This is a genomic window from Parasphingorhabdus sp. W113 (genome assembly GCF_055693205.1).
In genome coordinates, this window is the sequence record NZ_CM146328.1 from 1,590,989 (window position 1) to 1,615,103 (window position 24,115).

A 24,115-nucleotide genomic window follows, 5' to 3' on the forward strand; every position below is an offset into this window, starting at 1 on the left:
AAGGGAAGGGCGACCAGCCGGAAATGCCCGGCTGGCCGCCAATTCCTAGTCTTTTAGTTGACCGTTACCCGGAACAGCAAAGTCTCGGTAGAACCGGCCGAAACCGTACCCAGATTGCCGCTGACTACGCCGCTGGATTCACCCAGGCCGGAGGCATCGCCGTTGGTGCCGCTACCATCACAGGCCGTGGCGGATATCACGCCATTGGCGGTTGGGATGGTTGCCGGACCACTGACTGGAGCGGTGCTGTAGAAGGTCAGGTTCAATGCGGAAATATCATCCGAAATTGCCACATTGGTTGCCGGAGCAGAGCCCGAGCCATTCGCAACAGAGATACAATATTCCACAACCGCGCCGGGAATGGCTTTCGGATTGGTGCTGCCGTTGATCGGATCCCACAACACGCTGCTAACCTTGGTAACCGTGATGTCCGCGGCCGAAACCGTATAGTCATCACCGGCACTGTGCGAACCATCGCCCGTGCCTTCGGCACCCGGGCCATCACTGTCGGCAAAGACCGTGTCTTCGCCAGCCGTATTGGCACCCGCGGTTTCGGTTACAACAGCGCCCAGCGTACTGGCCGTGCCGGCTTCATTGGCTGTAGCAACCAAAATGATACCGGATTTGTCATTGGTAACCTGTGCGGCCGGAATATTGGCCAGCACATAGACAGTTTCGCTGCTATCTGCCGCCAGTTCATCGATGAACGTCGCGGTGTCTTCGCCAGGCTGATAGCCAGGTGTCACGCCGCTTTCGACGAAAATCTGGACGCCGGTCGTGTCAAACTGGTCGGTGCCAGGCGTGCCGTTGAAGAAATTGGCACTCTGTTCTGCAGACAGGCTGAAATCCAGCACATCGTTCGATGTGTTGGTGACCGTAAAGGTCGTGACAGCGCCGGATTGTCCGGGTGATACGTTGGTTGTCGCTGTATCCGATGCCGCGACCGTCAGATCGATCTTTCTGTCGACCGTGAACGTGTCGGAATCGGTTTCTGCGGTCTGTGCGACGCCGCCGACCTGGTAGTTTACGGTAACATTGTTGGTTATACTCGAGCCGGCAGTAGTTCCTGCTGCGAAAGCGGGATTTGCACCCAGCATCGCTGCAGTTACGCAACTTGTGGCAACGAGAAGCTTCAGTTTACTGGTCATAACTGTTCTCCTGTTTCACTTAGTTTTGGATCGCCTAACCCCCGCGGCGATCCGATACGGTTTTGCGTCACTTTACAGTGCCGCGAAAGACAAGTTTTCCTTCAGAACCTACTGAAAGAGAACGATTAAATTTCCATTTGATATGAGTGACGTCGCTCATCAGGGCAGGGCGAACCTCGCCATTTTTGCGCGTATATTTGAGCGTGGCTAAGCGACCCCAGTTCTTGCCGCCATCGACCGAAACGATTTCGGTGCCGTCGGCTGTTCCTTCAAATGCAACCGCTTTGGGGAGCGGGTTGGTGACAGAAAAATCGGTCGCCGCAGCGGTGCCGACATTCTTATATTTGACGACAAAGACGAGCTTATCGCCAGGCAGAACCGTTTGTGGCTGTTCCAGGACCACTTTGGTTTTGCCATCCGGCTTTTCGACCGTTCGTTCGACAAAAACATCGCTTGAGAGTGCGACATTGTTAGCAGCGAGCGCTGCGCCCGGCAGGGCGGCAGCGATACAAGCGGCCAAATAGGATAAGATACTGATTTTCATCAAATAATCCTCAATCTATCGTGACTTGGAAGGTGATTGTGCGGGTCTGGCCACCGGGAACCGTGCCCAGCGCCACGCTGATTTGGCTGCCGTCGAAAGATCCGGCATCGGCATCGGCATCGCTATCGGTTTGACCGCTGCCCTCGAGCGTGATGCTTTCGGCAACATAAGTGGTATCGGTCGGGATCGCGTCGGTGACAGCCAGATTGACAAGATTGCCGGTGCCGGATGTCGTAGCCACCAGTTCATAGGTAATCACAGCGCCGGGAACTGGCTGATTTCCGCCAAATTGGTCAACAACTGTCGCGCTTTTGACAACCGCGACCTGTGCGGCCTGAACGACGAAGAAACCGCTGCCTTCATTGGTCGCACCGGTCGATCCGACAACAGCGTCGCCACCACCGTCCCCTTGACCGGCAAAATTCGTACCGGGCGTGCCGCTGCCGGTGAGCGCGGTAGCGGTCAGTCCGATTTCGGCCCGCTCCGCATCATTGGCGGAGGCAGGGATGGTCGACAGAACAAAGATTGTGATGCTTTCGTCTGCCGCCAGCACGGGATCGTTCGAACCCGACGTGTAAACCGTATCGACTCCCGGATCATAAACCCCATTGCCATCGTCGATCACAATCTGCTCGAACGTGGTATCAAAATCGTCACCGGTTTTTGCGGTGTCCGCGGTCAGCGCGAAGCCTTCCGAGCCGTTGCCGGTATTGGTCACCTGGTAGGTCAGCACCTGGCTCGTTGCACTCGGTGTTGTGGTCACATCGCCGGGGTCACCAGATACGACCGTGACATCGAGCAATTCGTCGACGGTAATGGTGACGGGGTTTGAATCGACGGAAATCGTGCCGCTAGGACCGTCATAGGAGGCTTGCGCGACGTTGACGATATCGGTGCCTGCAATCGTGCCAGCCGCGTGGGCAGGCGCTACGGTCAGGCCGAGCGCAGCAGCGGCGGCAGTTGACACCAAGAGCGGAGTCCGTGCCGCGCTACAAATGCGAGCGACAAAGGACCGCGAAAAAGAGATTGTTCTACATTTCATGCCCTTCCTATGGAGAAAAAAGGACAATAATTCGTAAACATGGCGTCAGAATTGTTCTGCCGTCACATTCGAAAAAATCCCCAGAAAACTGGGGTTTAGTGGTCAAAAATTTACGGTTTTGGAACTTTTGCTTAACCGCCTGTTAACCGTAACCATTTGTAACATTCACAAACAGATGTAAATTTTCGGAAAAGTGCCGTGCCGGGCGTTTCGTTTTTGTCAGACCCGTATCGCGCACCAAAAACCGGTCAAATTCCGAATGATCGCAAAATATTTTGATGTTGGTGCAAGAGTGTTGTTGACAGTCGCGCAGAGCTCAACTACTTGCGCGGCTCTACCGCTTTTGTGAGCGCTTAAGCGGGTGTAGCTCAGTTGGTTAGAGCGCCGGCCTGTCACGCCGGAGGTCGCGAGTTCAAGTCTCGTCACTCGCGCCATTTTCCAGATTACTGGAAATGGCGGCTCCGGAACGGAATTTTCCGGTATTCATCCACAACAGCAACGGTTTGACTGGAAATATCCAGACGATGCCTGCGAATATGTAAATCGGCAACTGGATCCAGATGTTGAGCAGGCTGATCCAGTCGATCAGGCTCACAACAATGCCGCTCCAGATCAAAATGATGACCAGGATCAGGATCATGCCAAACGGTTTGCGCCAACTAGGGGCAGGGGGCGGATTATACGGCCCGGAAGGGTCGGAATCTGTCGTCATGACGTCAAGTTAACCTGTTGAATTATTTCAGATTCTGTAATGATCATCTGTAAAGTGACGTCATGAGGTCCGGTTGGGATCGAATCGGCCTCCTGGACGGACCAGGCCATGCCAATGCGAGGTACATCGGGATGGTCCGCGAACGTACGATCGTAATGGCCGCCTCCTTGACCCAGGCGCTGCATCGAGCGGTCAAACGCAATCATCGGAGCAATAATCAAATCGGGCGTGACGACCGGACAATCTGGGCCTGGTTCGGGAATATTTTGATATCCTGCAGCCATCACTTCCATTGTATTGACCTGCCGAAACAGCAGCGGCGATTTGCCCTTAACTACCGGTAAAGCAACATTTTTACCGGAATCTATCAAATGATCGATCAGATTCGCAGTGGGGGCCTCGGAAGCGACAGCGCTGTACAAGCCAATTGTCGCGCTGCGATCAATCAAACGCGCCAACGGAGAAGGCGGACGCCGAAAGGCCAGATTGCGGGTTGGCGCGTCCAGGCCCGCAAAAAAGGTGTCACGGCGCCTCCGAAACTCTTCACGTAGTTTCTTCTTATTTTCTGATAAACTACTCAATTAATGATCTTTCCTGACGCAGGGTGACGGGACCACCAGGGTCGTTTGCCGGAAAATCCTCTGACGCCAATTACGTCAGGTGGGCGCCATATGCATCGGACCCGACTTCCAAAAAGTCCGCAATCCGGGCAGGGACAGCTCCCTTGGATGTTATATCGCCTCAGGGATTTTTCGTTTCTAGCTCGTGCCAGGCAGTACCCGTCATGCTCTATCTAGGCGTGATTGCCGTCCTTCTCAAGGCTCATCGCAAACGCTTCCGCGCGATCGGCGAGTTTTTCGAGCGCAATAACGGCTTTTTCATCGATCAATTGCCCCGCGGGCTGCTCACTGGCTGGCACAGTCCCAGCGCCACTGGCCGCCTTTTGCTTCAGCCCATGCAATTCGTCGGCCAGCAAAAGCGAGGTAAACAACAGCATCCGGCTTTCGGTCAATCCCGCAGGATCGCCGGCTTCCCCGGCCTTGCCATCGACCAACGCACCAAGTTTGCCGAGATGTTCTTCTTCGCCGTCCTGGCAGGTCACCATGAAGGATCGGCCGCCAATTTCCAACTTTACCTGTGCCACGCTGTCAATGCTCCTGCCGGGCTATCATACCGTCAATGGTCTGGATCGCTTGCTGCATTTCACTTTTCAACGCCGCATGGCGCTTTTCCAAGGCGGGATCGCTTGCGGAGCCGGCATTCTCTTCGATCGCAGACTGAGCGCGGCTGAGAGCCCGTTCAATGCGGCCAATAGCTAAGATCACACGTTCGTTTTCCATAACTTGGTTCCGACTTATAAGTGTTTGTGTTTCATTGATAACAAGCGATTGTCGTTGCGTAAACAAAAGATCGGTGAAGCGCGGCCTTGACGGCATGAGCATAGGCTATCAAAGGGTGTGGCAAATTGACGAATCGGTGGATTGTCATAGTCCATCGTTGTCATTATTGCTCATGGCTGGGGGATCAAGACTTATGACCGTTTCCGAAAAAACCATGGCAAATGCCATACGCGCGTTGTCCATGGATGCGGTTCAAGCGGCCAATAGCGGGCATCCCGGCATGCCCATGGGTATGGCAGATGCTGCAACCGTGCTGTTCAAGGATTTCCTGAAATTCGACCCCAAGGCGCCCAAATGGGCCGATCGTGACCGGTTTGTGCTGTCCGCAGGCCATGGTTCCATGCTGATTTATGCGCTTTTGCATCTGACCGGTTACGAGCGTCCAACTATGCAGGATATCAAGGATTTCCGGCAGTTATCATCGCCTTGTGCGGGGCATCCCGAGAATTTCAAACTGGCTGGCGTTGAAGCCACAACCGGCCCGCTGGGTCAGGGTTTTGCGATGGCGGTCGGCATGGCGATTGCAGAGCGGCACTTGAACGCACATTTTGACGATAGTCTGGTTGATCACAAGACATGGGTCATCGCCGGCGACGGTTGTCTTATGGAGGCAATCAACCATGAAGCCGTAGGATTGGCCGGTCATCTCGGTCTTGGCCGTCTGAACGTGCTCTGGGACGATAACGGGATCACGATTGACGGTGGTACCGAATTGTCAACCAGTGAGGATATCCCGGCGCGTTACCGGGCTTCTGGCTGGCATGTCGTAGCCTGTGACGGTCATGATTTTGACGATATTCGCAAGGCGTTGAGCGAAGCGGAGGCGGATCCGCGGCCATCGCTGATCGCTTGCAAAACCATCATTGGCTACGGCGCGCCCAGCAAACAGGGCACTTCGGCGACCCATGGCGCCCCGCTGGGCGACGAAGAAATCGCCGGAACCCGCGCGGCGTTAGGCTGGGAACATGAGCCGTTTACGGTTCCGGATGAGGTCCAGGCGGCTTGGGCGGCACTGGGTGAGAAGGGTGCTGCGGCCCATGAGGCTTGGGCCGAACGGCTGGCCAGTCATAGCGAAAAGGCTGAATTTGAGCGCCGCATGGCCGGAGCACTGCCGGATGGGTCGGCAATGCAGGACTATCTCAACGGGCTTGCGCAGGATCCACCGAAAGTGGCCACGCGCAAGGCGTCGGAAATGGCGCTTGGCGCGATTACCGCTGCATTGCCCGAAATGGTCGGCGGCAGCGCCGATCTGACCGGTTCAAACAATACCAAAACTCCGTCCACTAAGCCCTTGACCAAGGATGATTATTCGGGACGGTATATTTATTACGGTATTCGGGAGTTCGGAATGGCCGCCGCGATGAACGGCATGGCCCTGCATGGTGGAATCATCCCTTATGGCGGGACATTCCTGGTGTTCACCGACTATTGCCGCGGCGCGATGCGGCTTTCGGCCATCCAAAACACCCGGACAATTTATGTCATGACTCATGACAGTATCGGATTGGGCGAAGATGGGCCAACCCACCAACCAATTGAGCACGTGCAGAGTCTCCGGGCGATGCCGAACATGTATGTCTTCCGGCCTGCCGACGCAATCGAAACCGCTGAATGCTGGGCTTTGGCAATCAAGCGCTCGGAAGGGCCTTCGACCCTGGCACTGACCCGCCAGGGACTGCCGCCGTTACGCCATGACGTCAGCGTAAACCTTTGTGAAAAAGGCGCTTATTCCATGAAGGCAGCGGACTCTGCGAAACGGGTCACTTTGATTGCAACCGGGTCCGAAGTGTCGCTGGCGATAGATGTTGCCGCACAATTGGAGGCCAAGGGCATTGGTGCCGAAGTCGTTTCCATGCCTTGCACGGAATTGTTCGATGCCCAGGTGGAAGACTATAAAACCGGTCTTCTGGGTGGTGATGACATATTGCGGGTTTCGATCGAGGCCGGCACGACTTTTGGCTGGGAGCGGTATACCGGGTTGAATGGCTTGCGCTTCGGCATAGATAGTTTTGGCGCCTCGGCACCGATTAACGACCTGTTTGAACATTTCGGCCTGACCGCCGACGCGATTACCCCGCAGATCATAGGAAAACTGGGCTGAAAACAGCCACCATTCGATATTCAAAGGAGCAACAGCATATGACAAAAGTAGCAATTAACGGATTTGGCCGGATCGGACGTCTGGTAGCCCGCGCCATTCTGGAGCGCCCGGACTGTGGTCTGGAGCTGGTTGCGATCAACGATCTGGCCGATGCCAACGCCAATGCGCTTTTGTTCGGTTATGACAGTGTTCACGGCCGTTTTCCGGGAGAAGTGACCGCAGATGACAACAGCATCTCGGTCAATGGCAAGAAAATCGCCGTAACGTCCGAGCGCGACCCAGGCAATTTGCCCCATGGTGAAATGGGTGTCGATATCGTTTTGGAGTGTACCGGTTTCTTCCAATCGAAAGAGGCATCGCAGCCGCATATCGATGCTGGCGCAAAGCGGGTGCTGATCTCGGCCCCGGCCAAAAATGTCGATCAGACGGTCGTGTTTGGTGTGAACCATGACGTATTGACGTCATCGGATGTCATTGTTTCTAATGCATCTTGTACGACAAACTGCCTGGCGCCGGTGGCCAAGGTGCTCAACGACACGGTTGGCATCGAACGCGGTTTCATGACCACGATCCACAGCTATACCAATGATCAACGGATGCTCGATCAGATGCATAGCGATATGCGGCGGGCACGCGCGGGTGCGGTGAACATGATTCCAACCACGACCGGAGCGGCGCGCGCCGTCGGTCTGGTTCTTCCCGAGCTGAATGGCAAGCTGGACGGTTCGTCTGTGCGTGTGCCGACACCGAATGTTAGTCTGGTTGATCTGACCTTTGTTCCAACCCGTGATACTACGGCCGAAGAGATTAACGCGGCGCTGAAGGCGGCCGCAGACGGTCCGATGAAGGGCGTGCTGGTATTTGAAGACAAACCGCTGGTTTCCAGTGACTTCAATCATCAGCCAGCCAGTTCCTCGGTCGACAGTCTCGAAACATCGGTGATGGACGGAAAACTAGGCCGCGTCGTCAGCTGGTATGACAATGAATGGGGCTTTTCCAACCGGATGATCGACACCGCAGGTGTGATGGCCGGTTTGCTCTAAGCGGAAAGGTTGCGCGCCATGGCAGGCAACAATTTCAAAACCCTGGATGATCTCGGTGACATAACCGGTCAGACCGGTCTCGTGCGGGTCGACCTGAACGTGCCGATGGCGGATGGTCAGGTAGCGGATGATACCCGGCTGAAAGCGGTGGTTCCGACCGTCACCGAATTGGCTGATCGCGGGGCCAAGGTCCTGTTATTGGCACATTTCGGGCGACCGAAAGGGCAGGTGAATATGGATTATTCGCTTGAGCCCGTTGTGGCTCCGCTGGCCGAGACCCTTGGACGTCCGGTCAGTTTCATGGCGCGCCCGAACCCGGACGCGATTGCGGCGCTGCCCAATGGCAGCGTAGTGGTCATTGAAAACAGCCGCTTTGCCGCCGGTGAAGAAGCCAATGACCCCGGCATGGCCAAAGCCATTGCGTCTTTCGGGTCGTTTTTTGTCAATGACGCTTTTTCCGCGGCCCACCGTGCGCATGTGACGACGGTCGGGATCGCCAACCATTTGCCGGCCTATGCCGGACGGTCGATGGAACGCGAGCTCAGCGCGCTGAACAAGGCGCTCGGTGATCCCGAGCACCCGGTTGCTGCGGTGGTCGGTGGTGCCAAAGTGTCCAGCAAGCTGGATGTGCTGATGCAGATGGTGACCAAGGTGGATCATCTGATTATTGGCGGCGGCATGGCCAACACGTTTTTGGCCGCGCGTGGTGTCGATGTTGGGAAATCGCTGTGCGAACATGATCTGACCGATACGGCACTGGAAATTCTCGAGGCCGCAGATCAGGCGGATTGTACGGTTCACCTTCCTTATGATGTGGTAGTCGCCAAGGAATTCGCCCCCAACCCGCCAACCCGCACCGTGAATGTGCACGAGGTTGCAGCGGATGACATGATCCTCGACGTGGGCCCGGCGGCGGTGGAAGCGCTTTCCGACGTGCTGAAAACATGCCGGACGCTGGTCTGGAACGGCCCGATGGGGGCGTTTGAAACGCCGCCCTTCGATGCCGCGACAGTTGCGCTGGCCCAAACTGCGGCCGCTTTGACCAAAGAGGGATCCTTGCTGTCGGTTGCTGGCGGCGGCGATACGGTTGCGGCGCTCAACCATGCCGGCGCGGCGGATGACTTTACGTTTGTTTCCACCGCAGGGGGCGCCTTTCTCGAGTGGATGGAAGGCAAGCAATTGCCCGGCGTTGCTGCTTTACAGAAATAGAATAGAAACTTTAATCGAACCAATTGAGGACGAAATTTCATGCATGATCCGAAGATGATGGACCAAATTGAAAATGGCGCAGGCTTTATCGCGGCGCTCGATCAAAGCGGCGGATCCACGCCCAAGGCACTCAAAGGCTATGGCGTCGATGAAGACGCCTATGCCAATGAAGACGAGATGTTTGCGTTGATCCACGGGATGCGGAGCCGGATCGTAACCGCGCCATGCTTCAATGGCGACAAGGTGATTGGCGCGATATTGTTTGAAAAGACCATGGACGGCGAGGCCGATGGCAAATCTTTGCCGAGCCTGCTGTGGGAGCGCGGCGTGGTGCCGTTCCTCAAGGTTGACAAGGGACTGGAAGACGAAGCCGATGGCGTGCAGTTGATGAAACCCAATCCCGGCCTGGGCGCGTTGCTCGAGCGTGCCAAAGCCAAAGGTGTTTTCGGAACCAAGATGCGTTCGGTGATCAATCTGGCTTCACCGACCGGCATCGCGGCGATCGTCAAGCAGCAGTTCGAAGTGGGCAATGAAATTCTCGATCACGGCCTGATGCCGATGATCGAACCCGAAGTGAACATCAAGAGCGCTGAACGGGTGCAATGTGATGCGCTTTTGCTGCAGGAAATTACCAAGCAGCTCGACGCGCTTCCGGCTGATCGCAAAGTGATGCTGAAGCTCTCGATTCCGACTGAAGCCAATCTCTATGCGCCGCTTGTCGATCATCCCCGCGTGGCCCGCGTGGTTGCTCTGTCTGGCGGTTTTTCGCGCGACGAAGCCTGTTCCGAGCTGGCCAAAAACCGCGGCATGATTGCCAGCTTCTCGCGCGCGTTGCTGCAGGACCTGCGTCATGGCATGACCGATGAAGAATTTAATCAGTCCCTCAGCAGTGCCATTGACCAGATCCACGGGGCGTCGACCAACAAGAGCTGATATCGAGGCACATGACAGGAAGGAGGACAAGAACGAACCGATGAGGATACCGTCCTTTTTTCCTGTGATTGCGTTGCTGCTGGCTGGGTTTCTGGTGTCAGCATCGCCGTCTTATGCTTGCTCCATGGCAGCGGGCTATACTGTCCCAACCAATCTGGAACTGGTAGAGCGCGCAGACATGGTCGTAATCGCCGAGATAACCGCCGAAAGAGCAGGCAAGGACGAGTATGACAATTCGGTTGTCGCCAAACCCTTTGTTCTTCTGAAAGGTCTGGAATTGCCGGAAACTGTTGAACTGCCGGATTCCTGGTTGGATGATGATTTCGACTATCCGGCAACCAGGAGTGATCCCAGAGAGTTGCGGGCGCCCAATCCGGATGCACTGAGCGGCGGCTGCGTAAGATATAGTTTTTCGAAAGGCATGAAACTGGTGCTGTTTCTGAAGCGTGATGATGCAGGCGTGCTGAAGCCCTATCGCAGCGCTTTTTCGCGCGATACTGAAGATGTGAGCGGACCGGATGCTCTGTGGGTCAAGGCGATCAAAGAATATATCGCAATAGACAAACTGCCTGAAAATCAGCGGAAATCTCAGATGCGCCTGCGAATTGCACAGTTGCAATCCCAATCGGACGATATGGATGCTCTCGCTATCGCGCAAGACATGCTGGTCGAGCTCTCGGGAAAGCGGCAACCCCCTTATGACTGAGATCCAATCCTGTCAGCTTTATCTGATATCCCTGCTTGACGTTGGTGGCGATTTCCCGGCGCAGCTGGAAGAAGCGCTCGCGGCAGGACCGGTGGTTGCGTTTCAGTTTCGGGTGAAAAATGTGGCGCACGAAGAGGCGGCCCGCCTGGCCAGGCCTCTGCAGGCCATTTGTGACGCCCATGATGTGGCGTTTATCGTCAATGACAATGTCGCGCTTGCAGCGGAACTTGGTGCCGATGGCGTGCATCTGGGGCAGGGTGATGCCAGCCTCAAGGAGGCGCGGGCGGTGCTAGGCGATCAGGCCCAGATCGGTGTCACCTGTCACGATAGCCGTCATCTGGCGATGGAAGCGGGCGAGGGCGGGGCCAATTATGTCGCCTTTGGAGCGTTTTTCGCTACCCAGACCAAGCAGGTCGAACATCAGGCCGATGTTGATCTGTTGCAATGGTGGTCAAAATTAATGGAAATTCCATGTGTCGCGATTGGCGGTATCACAGCGGACAATGGCCAGCCACTGGTCGATGCGGGTGCCGATTTTCTGGCCGTGAGCGGGGCGATCTGGATGGATCCACAAGGCCCCGGCGCAGCTGTACGGAAATTTGCAAAACTGCTGCCTGCCGCCTGAAATTGCGGGCCGCTATTGCGCTCAGCGATCGTCAGACTGGGACTGGATATTATTGCGGATATAATGGGCGACAAAACGATCGGTCGATGGCGGTGAGAAATTGGGCAATTGTTCAATCTCGCGGATATAGCCGGACAAGGGCAGAACAGTACGCATATGCCCGCCACTGATCGAATAGCCGAACAATCCGGCTGCCGCTGCTTTGCAGCGATGAACGTCCGTTGAAAAGGGAACCCGGTTCCGTGTCGCGAGGTCTGCTTGTGCCATGGCCCTTAATTACATTGATGTCAGCTTCGGGTATTGTATGAAAAAGACAGATAATATTATTAACTGGAGCCGGCGGACATAGCAGAGCCAGATTTCCTGCGTTCAAGGGTCAACGAAAAACACTCCGCTACGGCCTTTCAGAAAATTCCGCGTAAAACTCTTCTCAGAAGGCATGCAAAAATGGGGTAGACGCTCGATCTCACTGAGAAACCCGCCGGCTGCGGTAGGTGTGGGAGCGGGCGTTGAAGGCCGCGCACGGGAAATTGGCCGGCGGAACAGATTGGCCGCAGGCGCGATATTCTCTTCAGGCCGCGTCAACGCCGGGCCATACTCTGGTCGATCATCCATTATCATCTGGCTAGAATGCCCCACGGAATATGTATTGGATGAATTCGCCATGCAATCTCCGCCACGCTTGCCTATCGGCGTCGGCCGTTATAGAGGGCCGCAACGCAAGAATCCCAAAAGCGAGAAATCTGATGAAAATTAGCGGCGTCGATATTCGTCCTGGCAATATTCTGGACTATGAAAAAGGTCTCTGGAAAGTGGCCAAAATCCAGCATACCCAGCCTGGTAAGGGCGGAGCCTATATGCAGGTGGAAATGAAAAACCTGGTTGACGGCCGGAAGACCAACGTCCGTTTCCGCAGCGCCGACACGGTCGAAAAAGTCCGCCTCGACACCAAGGAATTCCAGTATTTGTTTGCTGATGGCGACATGCTGACCTTCATGGACAAGGAAAATTACGAACAAATCACTTTACCGGCGGATCTGCTTGGCGACGCCGTTGAGTTTTTGCAGGACGGCATGGACGTCATGCTGGAGCTGTACGAGGAAAAGCCGATTTCGGTGCAGTTGCCCGATCAGATCGAAGCCGAGATTGTCGAAGCGGACGCCGTGGTCAAGGGCCAGACAGCATCGTCCAGTTATAAACCTGCGGTGCTCGACAATGGCGTACGGGTCATGGTGCCGCCCTTCATCTCGGCCGGCACGCGCATCATTGTCGATGTCTATGCCCGCGAATATGTCGGGAAAGTGTCTTAAGCCTGGTTACAGTTACTGATTCCATGTCCTGGATCAGTGATGGACGCCCGGAGATATTTTAAGAAAGCCGGGGTCGTCATTCCCGGCGCTACACTGTTTATTTTTTGGAAACTGAGATGCCTGCACATTCCGCATTGATCACCGTCATGGAGCGCGCCGCCCGCAAGGCGGGATCCCGTTTGCGTCGTGATTTTGGAGAAGTCGAGCATTTGCAGGTGTCCAAAAAGGGGCCGGCTGACTTCGTATCGAAGGCCGATATGCGCGCAGAGCGGATATTATATGACGAACTGATGAAAGTCCGGCCGGGCTGGGGATTTGTTCTCGAAGAAGGCGGTATGATCGAAGGCGAGGAAGGAAAACCGCGCTGGATCGTCGATCCGCTCGATGGCACGACCAATTTTCTGCACGGCATTCCCCATTTTGCTATTTCCATTGCGGTGCAGGAGCGCTCGCTAGATGGCCAGGGCTGGGGAAAAATTACCAGTGGGTTGATTTACGAACCTGTCACTGATCAGACTTGGTGGGCGGAAATGGACAAAGGCGCCTGGGTGGGCGACAAGCGGCTGCGGGTCTCTGCGCGCAGGGATTTGTCGGAATCGATCATCGCGACCGGCATTCCGTTCAAGGGTCATGGCGATCTTAACGAATGGGCCCGAATTTTCGGTGCGCTCGCGCCTCAGGTCGCCGGTATCCGCCGGTTTGGGGCAGCCTCGCTGGATCTGGCCTGGCTGGCTGCCGGGCGTTATGATGGTTTTTTCGAAGCCGATCTGAAGGTCTGGGACGTCGCTGCCGGGATCCTGATGGTGCGTGAAGCTGGCGGCTTTGTGACCGACTATACCGGCGGAGACCAGCCAATTGCGCAGCGTGAAATTTTGGCGGCCAATGACGCGTTGCACAGCAAGCTGCATAAAATTCTCGCAAAGTCTTTGCTATAGAACCCGTATTGCGATGAAGCGCTTTTGAAATCATGGCGCTTTTCTGTCCAAAAAGGGCTGAATTGGCCCTTGCAGCATGCCCGCCCTGTCCGTAAAAGCGGCCCTGAAATTTAGCGAAACGAGTCTTTTGTGGTCGATCTTTCCGAATATGCGCCGATCCTGCTTTTTCTGGCAGTCGCATTGGCTTTGTCTGGCCTGTTTGTATTTCTGCCCATGGGTGTCTCGCGACTGACCGGCACGCATAATCCCAATGCCGAGAAGCTGTCGGAATATGAGTGCGGATTTCCGGCATTTGAAGATTCACGCAGCCAGTTTGATGTGCGCTTCTATCTGGTCGCCATACTGTTCATTATTTTCGACCTTGAGGCGGCATTTCTGTTCCCCTGGGCTGTGTCACTGGGTCAGATCGGCTGGCTTGGCTGGTCATCAATGATGATTTTTCTCGTCATCCTGACGGTTGGTTTTATTTACGAATGGAAAATGGGAGCGCTCGATTGGGAGTAGAAACTGGCAGCAACGTGATCCTGAATGCTGATGGTTCGCCAATGGCCCCAAACACGCAACCGGATGAAACGTTTTTCAAAGACCTGAACGCGGAAGTGAATGACAAGGGTTTCCTCGTCACGTCCACCGAAGATCTGTTTCAATGGGCACGGACCGGTTCGTTGTGGTGGATGACATTCGGCCTGGCCTGTTGTGCGGTTGAAATGATCCATGTGAACATGCCGCGCTACGACATGGAGCGCTTTGGCGCCGCGCCGCGCGCCAGTCCGCGGCAATCGGACGTGATGATCGTGGCCGGAACATTGTGCAACAAAATGGCCCCGGCCTTGCGCAAGGTCTATGATCAGATGTCTGATCCGAAATATGTCATTTCAATGGGCAGCTGTGCCAATGGCGGTGGCTATTATCACTATAGCTATTCCGTGGTGCGCGGCTGTGATCGCATCGTTCCCGTGGATATTTATGTGCCCGGATGCCCGCCGACCGCTGAGGCGTTGCTTTACGGTGTGATGCAATTGCAGCGCAAGATCCGGCGCATCGGGACCTTCGAGCGCTAATATGGCCCATGGAGCTCCAATCATGTCCAGCAACGAAGGCGTTGCTGATGCCCTGGCCAAATCTTTGGGGGCAGCGGTGCTGGATTGCGTCGAGGCGCATGGCGAAATCAGCCTGACCGTTGATCGCAAGAAACTGCCGGTAGTGATGAATAAGTTGCGGCAAGACCATGAATATCAGCAACTTGTCGAGATTGCCGGCGTCGATTATCCGGAGCGGCCGGAACGGTTTGAGGTTTGCTATCATCTGCTGAGCCTGACGAAAAACCATCGTATCCGGATCAAGATCACAACTGACGAGGATACGCCAGTCCCCACTGTGACCCATATCTGGGAAGTGGCAGGTTGGCTTGAGCGCGAAGTTTTTGACCTGTACGGCGTATTGTTTGACGGCAATACCGATCTGCGCCGGATTTTGACCGATTACGGTTTTCAAGGTCATCCGTTCCGCAAGGATTTCCCGCTCACCGGCTATGTCGAGATGCGCTATTCCGAACAAGCCAAGCGCGTGGTCTACGAGCCGGTCAAGCTGGCGCAGGATTTCCGCAGCTTCGATTTCATGTCGCCCTGGGAAGGTGCGGATTACATCCTGCCTGGTGACGAAAAGTCGGACGACGATGCTGACAAGGGAGCCAAATCCTGATGGCTGACTATCTCGATGAAATGGACGGCCTGGCCGACGAAGCCGATCCAACAGTTGGTGATCTGGAGATCCAGAATTACACGATCAACTTTGGACCACAGCATCCCGCAGCGCATGGCGTTTTGCGGCTGGTGATGGAGCTGGATGGCGAGATTGTCGAGCGGCTGGACCCCCATGTCGGCCTGCTTCATCGCGGCACGGAAAAGCTGATCGAGCACAAGACCTATTTGCAGGCATTGCCCTATTTTGACCGCCTGGACTATTGCTCGCCGCTGGCGATGGAGCACAGTTATGTGCTGGCGATCGAAAAGCTGCTGGATCTTGAAGTGCCGCTGCGTGGTCAATATCTACGGGTTTTATTCGCTGAGCTGACGCGGATCTGCAACCATATGCTGAATATCGGCGCGCATGTTATGGATGTTGGCGCAATGACGCCCAATATCTGGGTGTTCGAAATTCGCGAGCAATGCCTGGCCTTTTTTGAGCGTGCGAGCGGTGCACGAATGCACAGCGCCTGGTTCCGGCCCGGTGGCGTGCATCAGGATGTGCCGCTGAAGCTGCTCACCGACATGGCTGACTGGCTGGATGAATTTCCGACCTTGTTTGAGGATGCGATGAGCCTGGTCATCGACAACCGGATTTTCAAGCAACGCAATGTCGACATTGCGGTTGTCTCGAAGGATGACGCGGTGCGCTGGGGTTTTTCCGGTCCGATGATCCGCGGCAGCGGAATCGCTTGGGATCTCCGCAAATCGCAGCCTTATGATGTTTATGACCGGATGGATTTCGAGATTCCGGTTGGTACGCGCGGCGACTGTTATGACCGGTTCATGGTTCGGGTCGAGGAAGTGCGCCAGAGCGCGCGGATCATGCGGCAGTGCCTGAACGAGATGCCGGACGGTCCGGTGGCGTCGACCGATCGCAAGATTGTTCCGCCCAAACGCGGCGAAATGAAACAGTCGATGGAAGCCTTGATTCATCACTTCAAGCTCTACACCGAAGGCTTCCACGTCCCGGCGGGTGAAGTCTATGTTGCGACCGAAAGCCCGAAAGGGGAATTCGGCGTCTATCTAGTGAGCGATGGCAGCAACAAGCCCTATCGCTGCAAGATCCGACCGACCGCATTCTCGCATCTCCAGGCGATGGACTTCATGTCACGCGGCCATATGCTGGCAGATGCCACCGCCATATTGGGCGCGATGGATATCGTGTTCGGAGAATGTGACCGGTGATGATACGCGAGTTCCTTATCTTCATCATCGCCGTCGCCGCTTTTGCGGCTGCGGTGGCTGGTTATCTTGCGGCCTTTCATGGTGAGGTCAGTCTCAAGGAAGTGCTGTCTTCCGCCTTTGCTGCGGTTATCGGCCTGTATGCAGGTCGCTTTCTCGAGCGGAGATTGAGCCATGGCTGATTCTTCCGAACGATCCAAGCGCTGGACGCTCGGCGGCGGCGCGACGGTCTTTGTTATCGTCGCGATCATGCTGTTGTGGGAATTGTGGCAACCCGAAAATATGCTCTGGAACGGCATCTTGCTGGTCATAACGGTGGGGCTGATCATAGCCGGATTCTGGCTGAATATTTATTTTTCGAAAAACTGGGATGATATTGGGGAAGCGCGTTTTGACACGCGAAACAAAAGTGATTTAAATGGCTGAAACTCCGAACATTCCCGACGAGACCGAAGTGCGTGCCAAATGGGGTGAATTTGCTTTTACGCCGGCCAATGAAAAGCTCGCCAAATGGCAGATCGCCAAATATCCCGAAGGGCGACAGCGCTCGGCGGTGATGGCGCTGCTCGACATTGCCCAGCGCCAGGTGGGTGCGGATACCAAGACCCAGGGCTGGCTGCCAGTGCCGGTGATCGAATATGTCGCCGCCTATTTGGACATGCCCTATATGCGGGCCTATGAAGTCGCCACTTTCTACACCATGTATAATCTTGCGCCGGTAGGCCGTTTCCATGTTCAGGTGTGCGGTACAACCCCGTGCATGTTGCGCGGCAGCGACGATGTGATGGCGGCGTGCAAGAACAAGGGCATGGCCAAGGGAAAGACCACCCCGGATGGGCTGTTCACACTGACTGAGGTCGAGTGCATGGGCAATTGCTCCAACGCGCCGATGGTGCAGATCAACGACGATAATTACGAAGATCTCGATTATGATATCATGACCCGGATCCTCGAAGATCTTGCCGATGGCAAGGCTGTGCCCGTCGGATCTCAGATTGGCCGGAAAACCAGCGAAGCCGAAGGCGGACCAACGAACCTCAAAGACATGGTCGATGCCAATCATGATTACCGGAGTGAATGGTCATGATGCTCGACGGTTATGCAGGATGGGTCGCACTGGCTGTGGTCGCGATCGCCGTTATTGGCGGCCTTTGGGGTCGCAGGAGTAAGAAATAATGGGTTTTGATTTTCTCCAGGACAAAGATCGCATCTTTACCAATGTCTATGGCTTTCAGTCATGGGACCTCAAAGCCGCGCAACAACGGGGCGATTGGGACAAGACCGCCGACATAATAAAGCGCGGCAATGACAAGATTATCGAAGAGATGAAGGAAAGCGGCCTGCGGGGTCGCGGTGGCGCCGGTTTTCCGACCGGTCTCAAATGGTCATTCATGCCGAAAGAGTCACCCGATGGCCGGCCAAGCTTTCTGGTTATCAATGCCGATGAATCCGAGCCTGGCAGCTGCAAGGACCGGGAAATCCTGCGCAATGATCCGCACAAGCTGATCGAAGGGGCGCTGATTGCCGGTTTCGCGATGCGCGCCCGCGCTGCCTATATCTACATTCGCGGCGAATATATTGCCGAAGCCAAAGTCATGGAGGCAGCCGTACAGGAAGCCTATGATGCTGGTCTGATCGGCAAAAACGCAGCCAAATCGGGCTATGATTTCGATGTCTTTGTCCATCGGGGTGCCGGCGCCTATATTTGCGGCGAAGAAACCGCGATGATCGAAAGCCTCGAAGGCAAAAAGGGGCAACCCCGGCTGAAACCGCCATTTCCAGCCGGTGCCGGTCTCTATGGGTGTCCGACGACAGTGAACAATGTCGAATCCATCGCGGTTGTTCCGACCATCCTTCGGCGCGGTGCTTCCTGGTTCAGTTCCTTTGGACGCGAGAATAACAAAGGCACGAAACTGTTTCAGGTTTCCGGCCATGTTGACAAGCCAGCGGTGTTCGAAGAAGCGATGAGCATCCCGTTTCGTGACATGATCGAAAAACATTGTGGCGGCATAACCGGCGGTTGGGACAATCTGCTCGCGGTCATCCCTGGTGGCTCCTCGGTGCCGCTGGTGCCGGCCGAGCAGATCATGGATGCGCCGATGGATTTCGACGGCCTCAAGGATCTCGGTTCCGGACTGGGTACCGCGGCGGTGATCGTGATGGACAAATCGACCGACATCGTGCGCGCGATTTCCCGGCTGAGCTATTTCTACAAGCATGAAAGCTGCGGTCAGTGCACGCCTTGCCGCGAAGGCACAGGCTGGATGTGGCGGGTGATGGAAAAAATGCGCGATGGAGACGCCGAAATCGCCGATATCGACACGCTCTATGAAGTGACCAAACAGGTTGAAGGCCATACAATCTGCGCGCTTGGCGATGCGGCGGCCTGGCCGATTCAGGGCCTGATCCGTCATTTCCGCCCCGAAATGGAACGCCGTATCCGCGAGAATAAGGGTGCGGACGTGCTGGAGGCGGCGGAGTGAAGAGGCGAAGCAAACCGGTAAGAGCGATAATTGCTCTGATGCTCCTGGCGGTGCCGGCCTCGGTTGCCGCGCAGCCGGCCACTGGCTCTCGAATCGATCGCAGCAAACAGGGCATGACAGGATTTCATGATCCTCTCGTGCAGAAATCTCCGCGCGCCGCGATCAATGCGATAGGTCGATGCAAAGCCGAGAATAACCGTTTCCGAGCATTGAAAACGCTGGGCTATAACTATCTGAGCGATGAGCAGACCAAGTCTCTCAAGTATATTTACAAAGCCGTCGACTATCGCGATCCGTGCTATATCGCCAAACAGATCACTTATGGTTTTTCCACGGCTCCTGCGGTGGGCGCTTTTGCCGAGTTTTTCCTGACCAAAAAATATGGTGAGCAGGATGTGCTCGCTTTGGGTGAGCTTACGGACACCGACTGGCAACAAGCGGCCATGAAACCGCGCAATGCCGAAGAGTTTTTCGGTCGTTGTGTCGTAAGGGCTGGCCGCGCGCAAATCTACACGCTGATCAAGACAATTCCGGACACGGATCAGGAGAGCGCAGCGATAAAGGCCCTGGTTCCTCTGCTGGGGCCTTGCGTAACCGATGGGTTGGAAGTGGCATTTGACAAAACCTCCTTGCGCGCCATGCTCGCGCACGGTTTATATCAGGCGGTTCGTCAACAGGCAGATATGGCGGAGGCAGCGGAATGAACCTGCGCTGGGTTCCTTTTGGTCTGCTGGCGGCTCTTTGCTGGACGGCTCCGGTTCCGGCAGAGCCCACGGGAGCGGATGTGAAGAAGACCGCCGTCCATTTCTGGAAATTCGCAGATTGTATCGCGAAGCGGGACCCATGGCTCGTCAAGCAGGTGCTCGCGGCGAAGGTGGAATCAAAAGTTCGCAACCGGAAAACCGATCGCTTGGCGCAGAAAAACACACAGTGCCTGCCCGGCGGCTCCCAAATGGCAATCAAAAATAGCGTGCTGCTCCGTAACGCGCTTGCCGGTGCCTATTTGAATCACAAATATGCCGGTCGGGATCTTCCTGATTTTGCGTTGGTGCCACAGCAATATCAAATTGGCTCACTCCCCGAAGACGCAAGCAGCAAGCGTGTTTTGAGAAGAGGTCTGCGGCAATTTTCGGAATGTGTTGTCCGCAAGGCCCCGCAAGACACGATGGCATTGTTGGCATCCAAACCCTTTTCTGATGCGGAGAATCTCGCAATTGCTTCGCTCAATCCGGAAATGAGCGTCTGTCTGCCAGTTTCCAATGGTGAAAAATTGGGTTTCACACGAATGCAGTTACGCACCAATCTGTCGCGGGTTGCTTATATTCTTGATCGGGAAAATGAAAAATTGGCGGCAACCGCTTTTCTGGAGGCGCAGAACTAATGCCTAAAGTCACTGTAGATGGCATCGAACTCGAAGTTCCTCAGGGCGCAACTGTGTTGCAGGCGGCGGAGCTTGCCGGCAAGGAAATCCCGCGTTTCTGTTATCATGAGCGCTTAAGTATCGCCGGTAACTGCCGGATGTGCCTTGTCGAAGTGAAGCCTGGACCGCCGAAGCCACAGGCTTCATGCGCGTTGCCGGCGGCAGATGGCCAGGAAATCCGCACCGACAGCGAAATGGTCAAGAAGGCGCGGGAAGGGGTGATGGAGTTTCTCCTGATCAATCACCCGCTCGACTGTCCGATTTGTGACCAGGGCGGCGAATGCGACTTGCAGGATCAGGCGATGGCCTATGGCAAGGGCGGCTCGCGCTACGACGAAAATAAGCGGGCGGTCACCGAAAAATATATGGGGCCAGTCGTCAAGACCGTCATGACCCGCTGTATCCATTGCACCCGTTGTGTGCGGTTCGCCGAGGAAGTGGCGGGCGTGGAAGAGATTGGCGCGATCGGGCGCGGCGAGGGGATGCAGATCACCTCCTATCTCGAACATGCGGTGCATAGCGAATTGAGCGGCAATGTCGTCGACCTCTGTCCGGTCGGAGCGCTGACCAGCAAGCCTTATGCCTTTGAAGCGCGTCCCTGGGAATTGACCAAGACGCTGGGCATTGATGTGATGGACGGTGTCGGCACCAATATCCGCATCGATTCCCGTGGCCGTGAAGTGCTTCGCGCGCTGCCGCGAGTGAATGACGACGTGAATGAGGAATGGGCCACCGACAAGACCCGCCACGCGATTGACGGATTGATGAAGCGCCGCCTGGACAAGCCCTATATTCGCCGTAACGGCAAGCTTGAAGCGGCGAGCTGGAATGAGGCGTTTAAAGCGATCGCGGCGGTAAAGGCGGGCAGTTCGGTTGCGGCCATTGCAGGGGACCTGGTGGATTGCGAAACGCTTTACGCGACCAAGAAATTGCTGAAGTCGATGCGTTCGGAAATGCTGGAAGGCCGCCAGACGGGCCTGTCCTACGACGTTTCCAATCTCGCGGCGGTGAATTTCAACACGACAATTGCCGGTATCGAGGAAGCGGATGTTGTGCTGCTGGTTTCGACCAATCCGCGCTGGGAAGCATCGCTGGTCAATACCCGCATTCGCAAGGCGGTCCGCAAGGGCGGTGCGAAAGTCTTCGCGATCGGGCCGGAAGTCGATCTCACCTATCCGGTTGAATGGCTCGGCGATGATATGAACCTGCTGGCGAAATTGCCGAAAGCGGTGGCCGATGCGCTGAAAGGCGCAGAAAAACCGGCGCTTGTCCTTGGTGGCGGAGCTCTGAGCGTCGACGGTGCCCATGGCGCTGCGCTGAAACTGGCGGCGAAATATAAGCTGGTCCGGGATGGCTGGAACGGTTTCAATGTCCTGCACATCGGGGCCTCGCGGACCGGCGGCCTGATGCTGGGCTATGCCTATGAAGGCGGGATCAAGGCAATCGCTACCAAAAAGCCGAAATTGCTCTTCGCTCTCGGCGCCGATGAAATGGATTATGCGCCCTTTGCCGACAGCTTCAAGGTGTTTATCGGGCACCATGGCGACGCCGGCGCGCATGCCGCGGATGTTATCCTGCCTGGCGCGGCCTATACCGAGAAAAACGGCACATATGTCAATCTGGAAGGGCGCGTGCAGCGCTCCAACAAGGCGATTTTCGCGCCGGGGGATGCCCGTGAAGACTGGTCTATCCTGCGGGCCCTATCAGATGTACTGGGCAAGACCCTGTCGTTTGACAGTTTCGCGGAATTGCGAGCCAAAATGGCTAAGGATCACCCGAATTTGGCGGACGAAGGTTTGGTCCGGTTTGATTGGACACCACCTACCGGATTGCCGGACAAGCCCAAAGGGCAGGGCGTTCATCCAATCAAGGATTTCTATCTGACCAACAGTATTGCGCGCGCGAGTGCGACCATGCAGCGCTGTTCGGCGGAATTGCTGCACGCCGATGACGATGTTCTGGAGGCCGCCGAATGACCGCCTATCTCCAATCCACTTTTCTTGGCCCTGAAATTGGCTGGTTCGTTGGCACTTTGGCGCTGATCCTGCTGATCGCGCTGCCACTGATGCTGGCAGTGGCGATGATCATCTATTTTGATCGCAAGGTGATTGCTGCCGTCGCGCTGCGGCGCGGCCCGAATGTGGTTGGGCCGTTCGGCTTGCTGCAGAGTTTTGCTGATGGTCTGAAAGTTTTTCTTCAGGAGACGATCATTCCGTCCGGGGCCAATAAGGGCCTGTTTCTGTTGGCGCCGATCATCACCTTCACCGTCGCGTTGCTGGCCTGGGCGGTTGTACCGTTCAGTGAAGACATGGTTCTCGCCAACATCAACATCGGGGTATTGTACATTCTCGCGATCAGCTCTCTCGGTGTTTATGGCGTCGTGATTTCGGGCTGGGCCAGTAACTCGAAATACCCGTTTTTCTCTGCGATGCGGGCGGCGGCACAGATGATATCCTATGAGGTTTCGATCGGATTTATCCTGATTTCAGTAGTCCTGTTTGCCGGCACCTTCAATCTGAACGCAATCATCACAGCACAGGAAGGTCATATTTTCGGTGTGATCAACGCCTATGGCGTTAATCCGCTGCTCTTTCCGATGGCGGTGATGTTCCTGATCAGTTCGATGGCGGAAACGGCGCGGGCACCGTTCGATTTGACCGAAGCCGAGAGCGAGCTGGTAGCCGGATATCAGACTGAATATTCGTCCATGTCCTTCGCGTTGTTCTGGCTTGGCGAATATGCCAATATTCTGTTGATGTGTGCGCTCAATGTCATCCTTTTCTGGGGTGGATGGCTGCCGCCACTCAATGTCGACTGGATTCCATGGTTCGATATTCCCGGTATAATCTGGCTGTTCCTCAAGATGTTCCTGGTCTTTTTCATCTTCAGTTTGGCATGGGCGACAGTTCCCCGGTATCGCTATGATCAACTGATGCGTCTGGGCTGGAAAGTCTTCCTGCCGATCAGCATCTTTTGGGTCTTTCTGGTTAGCGGATATGTGATGATTGATAAATTTGGGTGGCCGCTATGAGTGTAAAAGAAATCATAAAAGCCTTCACGCTGTACGAGATCGTTCTGGCACATATGCTGACGCTGAAATATTTCTTCAAGAAGAAGAAAACCGTCAACTATCCCTATGAAAAAAATCCGATCTCTCCGCGGTTCCGGGGCGAACATGCGTTGCGCCGTTATCCCAATGGGGAAGAACGCTGCATTGCCTGCAAGCTGTGCGAGGCGGTGTGTCCGGCCCAGGCGATTACGATCGAAGCGGAGCCGCGCGATGACGGATCACGGCGAACGACGCGCTACGATATCGACATGACGAAATGCATCTATTGCGGTTTCTGTCAGGAAGCCTGTCCGGTTGATGCGGTTGTCGAAGGACCGAATTTCGAATATTCGACCGAAACGCGGGAAGAGCTGATTTACGACAAATCCAAACTGCTTGAAAACGGTGACAAATGGGAACGGGCGATTGCGGCAAACCTTGCCGCCGACGCGCCCTATCGGTAATGGGCGTCAGCGATTCATTTGACGCATGCGGGGAAACAGCCTCAGTTGATCAAAAACTGAC

The 24,115-nt window shown here is 55.5% G+C and carries 28 protein-coding genes, 1 tRNA gene and 1 pseudogene; 22 read left to right on the forward strand and 8 right to left on the reverse strand.

What is annotated here, in order from left to right; all coding sequences use genetic code 11:
- Window positions 1-53 precede the first annotated feature (53 nt).
- The 3 genes from ACZ1GS_RS07530 to ACZ1GS_RS07540 form a co-directional block, all read right to left on the reverse strand.
- A complete protein-coding gene (locus ACZ1GS_RS07530) occupies window positions 54-1,148 on the reverse strand; it encodes a hypothetical protein (RefSeq protein ID WP_472697852.1) in 1,095 nt (364 codons plus the stop codon).
- Between the two features lie 67 nt (window positions 1,149-1,215).
- A complete protein-coding gene (locus tag ACZ1GS_RS07535) occupies window positions 1,216-1,692 on the reverse strand; it encodes a hypothetical protein (RefSeq protein WP_472697853.1) in 477 nt (158 codons plus the stop codon).
- 10 nt (window positions 1,693-1,702) lie between these two features.
- Entirely contained in the window at window positions 1,703-2,659 is a 957-nt protein-coding gene (locus ACZ1GS_RS07540; protein WP_472698091.1) for a hypothetical protein, read from the reverse strand.
- A gap of 432 nt (window positions 2,660-3,091) precedes the next feature.
- Here ACZ1GS_RS07540 and ACZ1GS_RS07545 point away from each other — a divergent pair.
- Window positions 3,092-3,168 (forward strand) — tRNA-Asp (locus ACZ1GS_RS07545).
- On the opposite strand, the gene ACZ1GS_RS07550 is transcribed toward ACZ1GS_RS07545, so the two are convergent.
- The 4 genes from ACZ1GS_RS07550 to ACZ1GS_RS07565 all read right to left on the reverse strand — a co-directional run bounded on the left by ACZ1GS_RS07550 (window position 3,147) and on the right by ACZ1GS_RS07565 (window position 4,786).
- Window positions 3,147-3,446 (reverse strand): DUF2842 domain-containing protein, encoded by a 300-nt coding sequence (locus ACZ1GS_RS07550; RefSeq protein ID WP_472697854.1) that lies wholly within the window; start codon window positions 3,444-3,446, stop codon window positions 3,147-3,149. The genes ACZ1GS_RS07545 and ACZ1GS_RS07550 overlap by 22 nt on opposite strands.
- On the reverse strand, window positions 3,443-4,027 hold the full coding sequence (locus ACZ1GS_RS07555; protein ID WP_472697855.1) for a 5-formyltetrahydrofolate cyclo-ligase: 585 nt from the start codon (window positions 4,025-4,027) through the stop codon (window positions 3,443-3,445). The genes ACZ1GS_RS07550 and ACZ1GS_RS07555 overlap by 4 nt, the downstream gene beginning before the upstream one ends.
- Window positions 4,028-4,239: 212 nt before the next feature.
- Complete coding sequence (locus tag ACZ1GS_RS07560) at window positions 4,240-4,590, reverse strand: cell division protein ZapA (protein ID WP_472697856.1); 351 nt, start codon at window positions 4,588-4,590, stop codon at window positions 4,240-4,242.
- Window positions 4,591-4,594: 4 nt separating this feature from the next.
- On the reverse strand, window positions 4,595-4,786 hold the full coding sequence (locus ACZ1GS_RS07565; protein WP_472697857.1) for a hypothetical protein: 192 nt from the start codon (window positions 4,784-4,786) through the stop codon (window positions 4,595-4,597).
- A gap of 193 nt (window positions 4,787-4,979) precedes the next feature.
- On the opposite strand from ACZ1GS_RS07565, the gene tkt reads away from it, so the two are divergent.
- Genes tkt through thiE form a run of 6 tightly spaced genes read left to right on the forward strand, consistent with a single transcriptional unit; the run spans window position 4,980 to window position 11,463 of the window.
- Window positions 4,980-6,947 (forward strand): transketolase, encoded by a 1,968-nt coding sequence (gene tkt, locus ACZ1GS_RS07570; RefSeq protein ID WP_472697858.1) that lies wholly within the window; start codon window positions 4,980-4,982, stop codon window positions 6,945-6,947.
- Between the two features lie 38 nt (window positions 6,948-6,985).
- Entirely contained in the window at window positions 6,986-7,990 is a 1,005-nt protein-coding gene (gap, locus tag ACZ1GS_RS07575; RefSeq protein ID WP_472697859.1) for a type I glyceraldehyde-3-phosphate dehydrogenase, read from the forward strand.
- A gap of 18 nt (window positions 7,991-8,008) precedes the next feature.
- Window positions 8,009-9,199, forward strand: coding sequence for a phosphoglycerate kinase (locus tag ACZ1GS_RS07580; protein WP_472697860.1), 1,191 nt, complete (start codon window positions 8,009-8,011; stop codon window positions 9,197-9,199).
- A 39-nt stretch (window positions 9,200-9,238) separates the two neighbouring features.
- Window positions 9,239-10,132, forward strand: a complete 894-nt coding sequence (locus tag ACZ1GS_RS07585; RefSeq protein WP_472697861.1) for a fructose bisphosphate aldolase — start codon at window positions 9,239-9,241, stop codon at window positions 10,130-10,132.
- A gap of 40 nt (window positions 10,133-10,172) precedes the next feature.
- Window positions 10,173-10,838 carry a hypothetical protein gene (locus tag ACZ1GS_RS07590; RefSeq protein ID WP_472697862.1) on the forward strand — a complete coding sequence of 222 codons (666 nt, stop codon included), beginning with the start codon at window positions 10,173-10,175 and terminating at the stop codon, window positions 10,836-10,838.
- On the forward strand, window positions 10,831-11,463 hold the full coding sequence (thiE, locus tag ACZ1GS_RS07595; RefSeq protein WP_472697863.1) for a thiamine phosphate synthase: 633 nt from the start codon (window positions 10,831-10,833) through the stop codon (window positions 11,461-11,463). Before ACZ1GS_RS07590 ends, thiE begins: the two co-directional genes overlap by 8 nt.
- Window positions 11,464-11,484: 21 nt before the next feature.
- Here thiE and ACZ1GS_RS07600 read toward each other — a convergent pair whose 3' ends face one another.
- The gene (locus ACZ1GS_RS07600) at window positions 11,485-11,730 is read right to left on the reverse strand and encodes a hypothetical protein (protein WP_472697864.1); all 246 of its coding nucleotides are present in this window, start codon (window positions 11,728-11,730) and stop codon (window positions 11,485-11,487) included.
- Window positions 11,731-12,209: 479 nt separating this feature from the next.
- Between ACZ1GS_RS07600 and efp the strand changes: the two genes are divergently transcribed.
- The 15 genes and pseudogenes from efp (at window position 12,210) to nuoI (ending at window position 24,054) form a co-directional block, all read left to right on the forward strand.
- The gene (gene efp / locus ACZ1GS_RS07605; RefSeq protein WP_472697865.1) at window positions 12,210-12,773 is read left to right on the forward strand and encodes an elongation factor P; all 564 of its coding nucleotides are present in this window, start codon (window positions 12,210-12,212) and stop codon (window positions 12,771-12,773) included.
- Window positions 12,774-12,889: 116 nt separating this feature from the next.
- A complete protein-coding gene (locus tag ACZ1GS_RS07610) occupies window positions 12,890-13,708 on the forward strand; it encodes an inositol monophosphatase family protein (RefSeq protein WP_472697866.1) in 819 nt (272 codons plus the stop codon).
- 129 nt (window positions 13,709-13,837) lie between these two features.
- The gene (ndhC, locus tag ACZ1GS_RS07615; RefSeq protein WP_472697867.1) at window positions 13,838-14,212 is read left to right on the forward strand and encodes an NADH-quinone oxidoreductase subunit A; all 375 of its coding nucleotides are present in this window, start codon (window positions 13,838-13,840) and stop codon (window positions 14,210-14,212) included.
- Between the two features lie 41 nt (window positions 14,213-14,253).
- The gene (locus ACZ1GS_RS07620; protein ID WP_472698092.1) at window positions 14,254-14,769 is read left to right on the forward strand and encodes a NuoB/complex I 20 kDa subunit family protein; all 516 of its coding nucleotides are present in this window, start codon (window positions 14,254-14,256) and stop codon (window positions 14,767-14,769) included.
- Between the two features lies 1 nt (window position 14,770).
- Window positions 14,771-15,376, forward strand: a pseudogene (locus tag ACZ1GS_RS07625) (NADH-quinone oxidoreductase subunit C); the annotation flags it as partial.
- Between the two features lie 32 nt (window positions 15,377-15,408).
- Window positions 15,409-16,641, forward strand: coding sequence for an NADH-quinone oxidoreductase subunit D (locus ACZ1GS_RS07630; RefSeq protein WP_472697868.1), 1,233 nt, complete (start codon window positions 15,409-15,411; stop codon window positions 16,639-16,641).
- Complete coding sequence (locus tag ACZ1GS_RS07635) at window positions 16,641-16,820, forward strand: hypothetical protein (protein WP_472697869.1); 180 nt, start codon at window positions 16,641-16,643, stop codon at window positions 16,818-16,820. The genes ACZ1GS_RS07630 and ACZ1GS_RS07635 overlap by 1 nt, the downstream gene beginning before the upstream one ends.
- Entirely contained in the window at window positions 16,813-17,064 is a 252-nt protein-coding gene (locus tag ACZ1GS_RS07640) for a hypothetical protein (RefSeq protein WP_472697870.1), read from the forward strand. Before ACZ1GS_RS07635 ends, ACZ1GS_RS07640 begins: the two co-directional genes overlap by 8 nt.
- Window positions 17,057-17,725, forward strand: a complete 669-nt coding sequence (locus ACZ1GS_RS07645) for a complex I 24 kDa subunit family protein (RefSeq protein ID WP_472697871.1) — start codon at window positions 17,057-17,059, stop codon at window positions 17,723-17,725. The genes ACZ1GS_RS07640 and ACZ1GS_RS07645 overlap by 8 nt, the downstream gene beginning before the upstream one ends.
- Window positions 17,726-17,813: 88 nt before the next feature.
- Window positions 17,814-19,121: an NADH-quinone oxidoreductase subunit NuoF gene (gene nuoF / locus ACZ1GS_RS07650; protein ID WP_472697872.1), complete on the forward strand. Its 1,308-nt coding sequence runs from the start codon at window positions 17,814-17,816 to the stop codon at window positions 19,119-19,121.
- A gap of 113 nt (window positions 19,122-19,234) precedes the next feature.
- Window positions 19,235-19,825 carry a hypothetical protein gene (locus tag ACZ1GS_RS07655; RefSeq protein WP_472697873.1) on the forward strand — a complete coding sequence of 197 codons (591 nt, stop codon included), beginning with the start codon at window positions 19,235-19,237 and terminating at the stop codon, window positions 19,823-19,825.
- Window positions 19,822-20,502, forward strand: coding sequence for a hypothetical protein (locus ACZ1GS_RS07660; RefSeq protein WP_472697874.1), 681 nt, complete (start codon window positions 19,822-19,824; stop codon window positions 20,500-20,502). The genes ACZ1GS_RS07655 and ACZ1GS_RS07660 overlap by 4 nt, the downstream gene beginning before the upstream one ends.
- On the forward strand, window positions 20,502-22,517 hold the full coding sequence (gene nuoG / locus ACZ1GS_RS07665) for an NADH-quinone oxidoreductase subunit NuoG (protein ID WP_472697875.1): 2,016 nt from the start codon (window positions 20,502-20,504) through the stop codon (window positions 22,515-22,517). The genes ACZ1GS_RS07660 and nuoG overlap by 1 nt, the downstream gene beginning before the upstream one ends.
- Window positions 22,514-23,572 carry an NADH-quinone oxidoreductase subunit NuoH gene (gene nuoH / locus ACZ1GS_RS07670; RefSeq protein WP_472697876.1) on the forward strand — a complete coding sequence of 353 codons (1,059 nt, stop codon included), beginning with the start codon at window positions 22,514-22,516 and terminating at the stop codon, window positions 23,570-23,572. Before nuoG ends, nuoH begins: the two co-directional genes overlap by 4 nt.
- Window positions 23,569-24,054 (forward strand): NADH-quinone oxidoreductase subunit NuoI, encoded by a 486-nt coding sequence (gene nuoI, locus ACZ1GS_RS07675; protein WP_472697877.1) that lies wholly within the window; start codon window positions 23,569-23,571, stop codon window positions 24,052-24,054. The genes nuoH and nuoI overlap by 4 nt, the downstream gene beginning before the upstream one ends.
- Window positions 24,055-24,115 lie beyond the last annotated feature (61 nt).

Bases quoted from the DNA above. Each gene is read 5' to 3' on its own strand.
- ACZ1GS_RS07530 (WP_472697852.1), bottom strand. From the start codon at position 1,148: ATGACCAGTAAACTGAAGCTTCTCGTTGCCACAAGTTGCGTAACTGCA.
- ACZ1GS_RS07535 (WP_472697853.1), bottom strand. From the start codon at position 1,692: ATGAAAATCAGTATCTTATCCTATTTGGCCGCTTGTATCGCTGCCGCC.
- ACZ1GS_RS07550 (WP_472697854.1), bottom strand. From the start codon at position 3,446: ATGACGACAGATTCCGACCCTTCCGGGCCGTATAATCCGCCCCCTGCC.
- ACZ1GS_RS07565 (WP_472697857.1), bottom strand. From the start codon at position 4,786: ATGGAAAACGAACGTGTGATCTTAGCTATTGGCCGCATTGAACGGGCT.
- tkt (WP_472697858.1), top strand. From the start codon at position 4,980: ATGACCGTTTCCGAAAAAACCATGGCAAATGCCATACGCGCGTTGTCC.
- gap (WP_472697859.1), top strand. From the start codon at position 6,986: ATGACAAAAGTAGCAATTAACGGATTTGGCCGGATCGGACGTCTGGTA.
- ACZ1GS_RS07580 (WP_472697860.1), top strand. From the start codon at position 8,009: ATGGCAGGCAACAATTTCAAAACCCTGGATGATCTCGGTGACATAACC.
- ACZ1GS_RS07585 (WP_472697861.1), top strand. From the start codon at position 9,239: ATGCATGATCCGAAGATGATGGACCAAATTGAAAATGGCGCAGGCTTT.
- ACZ1GS_RS07590 (WP_472697862.1), top strand. From the start codon at position 10,173: ATGAGGATACCGTCCTTTTTTCCTGTGATTGCGTTGCTGCTGGCTGGG.
- thiE (WP_472697863.1), top strand. From the start codon at position 10,831: ATGACTGAGATCCAATCCTGTCAGCTTTATCTGATATCCCTGCTTGAC.
- ACZ1GS_RS07600 (WP_472697864.1), bottom strand. From the start codon at position 11,730: ATGGCACAAGCAGACCTCGCGACACGGAACCGGGTTCCCTTTTCAACG.
- efp (WP_472697865.1), top strand. From the start codon at position 12,210: ATGAAAATTAGCGGCGTCGATATTCGTCCTGGCAATATTCTGGACTAT.
- ACZ1GS_RS07610 (WP_472697866.1), top strand. From the start codon at position 12,890: ATGCCTGCACATTCCGCATTGATCACCGTCATGGAGCGCGCCGCCCGC.
- ACZ1GS_RS07620 (WP_472698092.1), top strand. From the start codon at position 14,254: ATGGCCCCAAACACGCAACCGGATGAAACGTTTTTCAAAGACCTGAAC.
- ACZ1GS_RS07630 (WP_472697868.1), top strand. From the start codon at position 15,409: ATGGCTGACTATCTCGATGAAATGGACGGCCTGGCCGACGAAGCCGAT.
- ACZ1GS_RS07635 (WP_472697869.1), top strand. From the start codon at position 16,641: ATGATACGCGAGTTCCTTATCTTCATCATCGCCGTCGCCGCTTTTGCG.
- ACZ1GS_RS07640 (WP_472697870.1), top strand. From the start codon at position 16,813: ATGGCTGATTCTTCCGAACGATCCAAGCGCTGGACGCTCGGCGGCGGC.
- ACZ1GS_RS07645 (WP_472697871.1), top strand. From the start codon at position 17,057: ATGGCTGAAACTCCGAACATTCCCGACGAGACCGAAGTGCGTGCCAAA.
- nuoF (WP_472697872.1), top strand. From the start codon at position 17,814: ATGGGTTTTGATTTTCTCCAGGACAAAGATCGCATCTTTACCAATGTC.
- ACZ1GS_RS07655 (WP_472697873.1), top strand. From the start codon at position 19,235: ATGACAGGATTTCATGATCCTCTCGTGCAGAAATCTCCGCGCGCCGCG.
- ACZ1GS_RS07660 (WP_472697874.1), top strand. From the start codon at position 19,822: ATGAACCTGCGCTGGGTTCCTTTTGGTCTGCTGGCGGCTCTTTGCTGG.
- nuoG (WP_472697875.1), top strand. From the start codon at position 20,502: ATGCCTAAAGTCACTGTAGATGGCATCGAACTCGAAGTTCCTCAGGGC.
- nuoH (WP_472697876.1), top strand. From the start codon at position 22,514: ATGACCGCCTATCTCCAATCCACTTTTCTTGGCCCTGAAATTGGCTGG.
- nuoI (WP_472697877.1), top strand. From the start codon at position 23,569: ATGAGTGTAAAAGAAATCATAAAAGCCTTCACGCTGTACGAGATCGTT.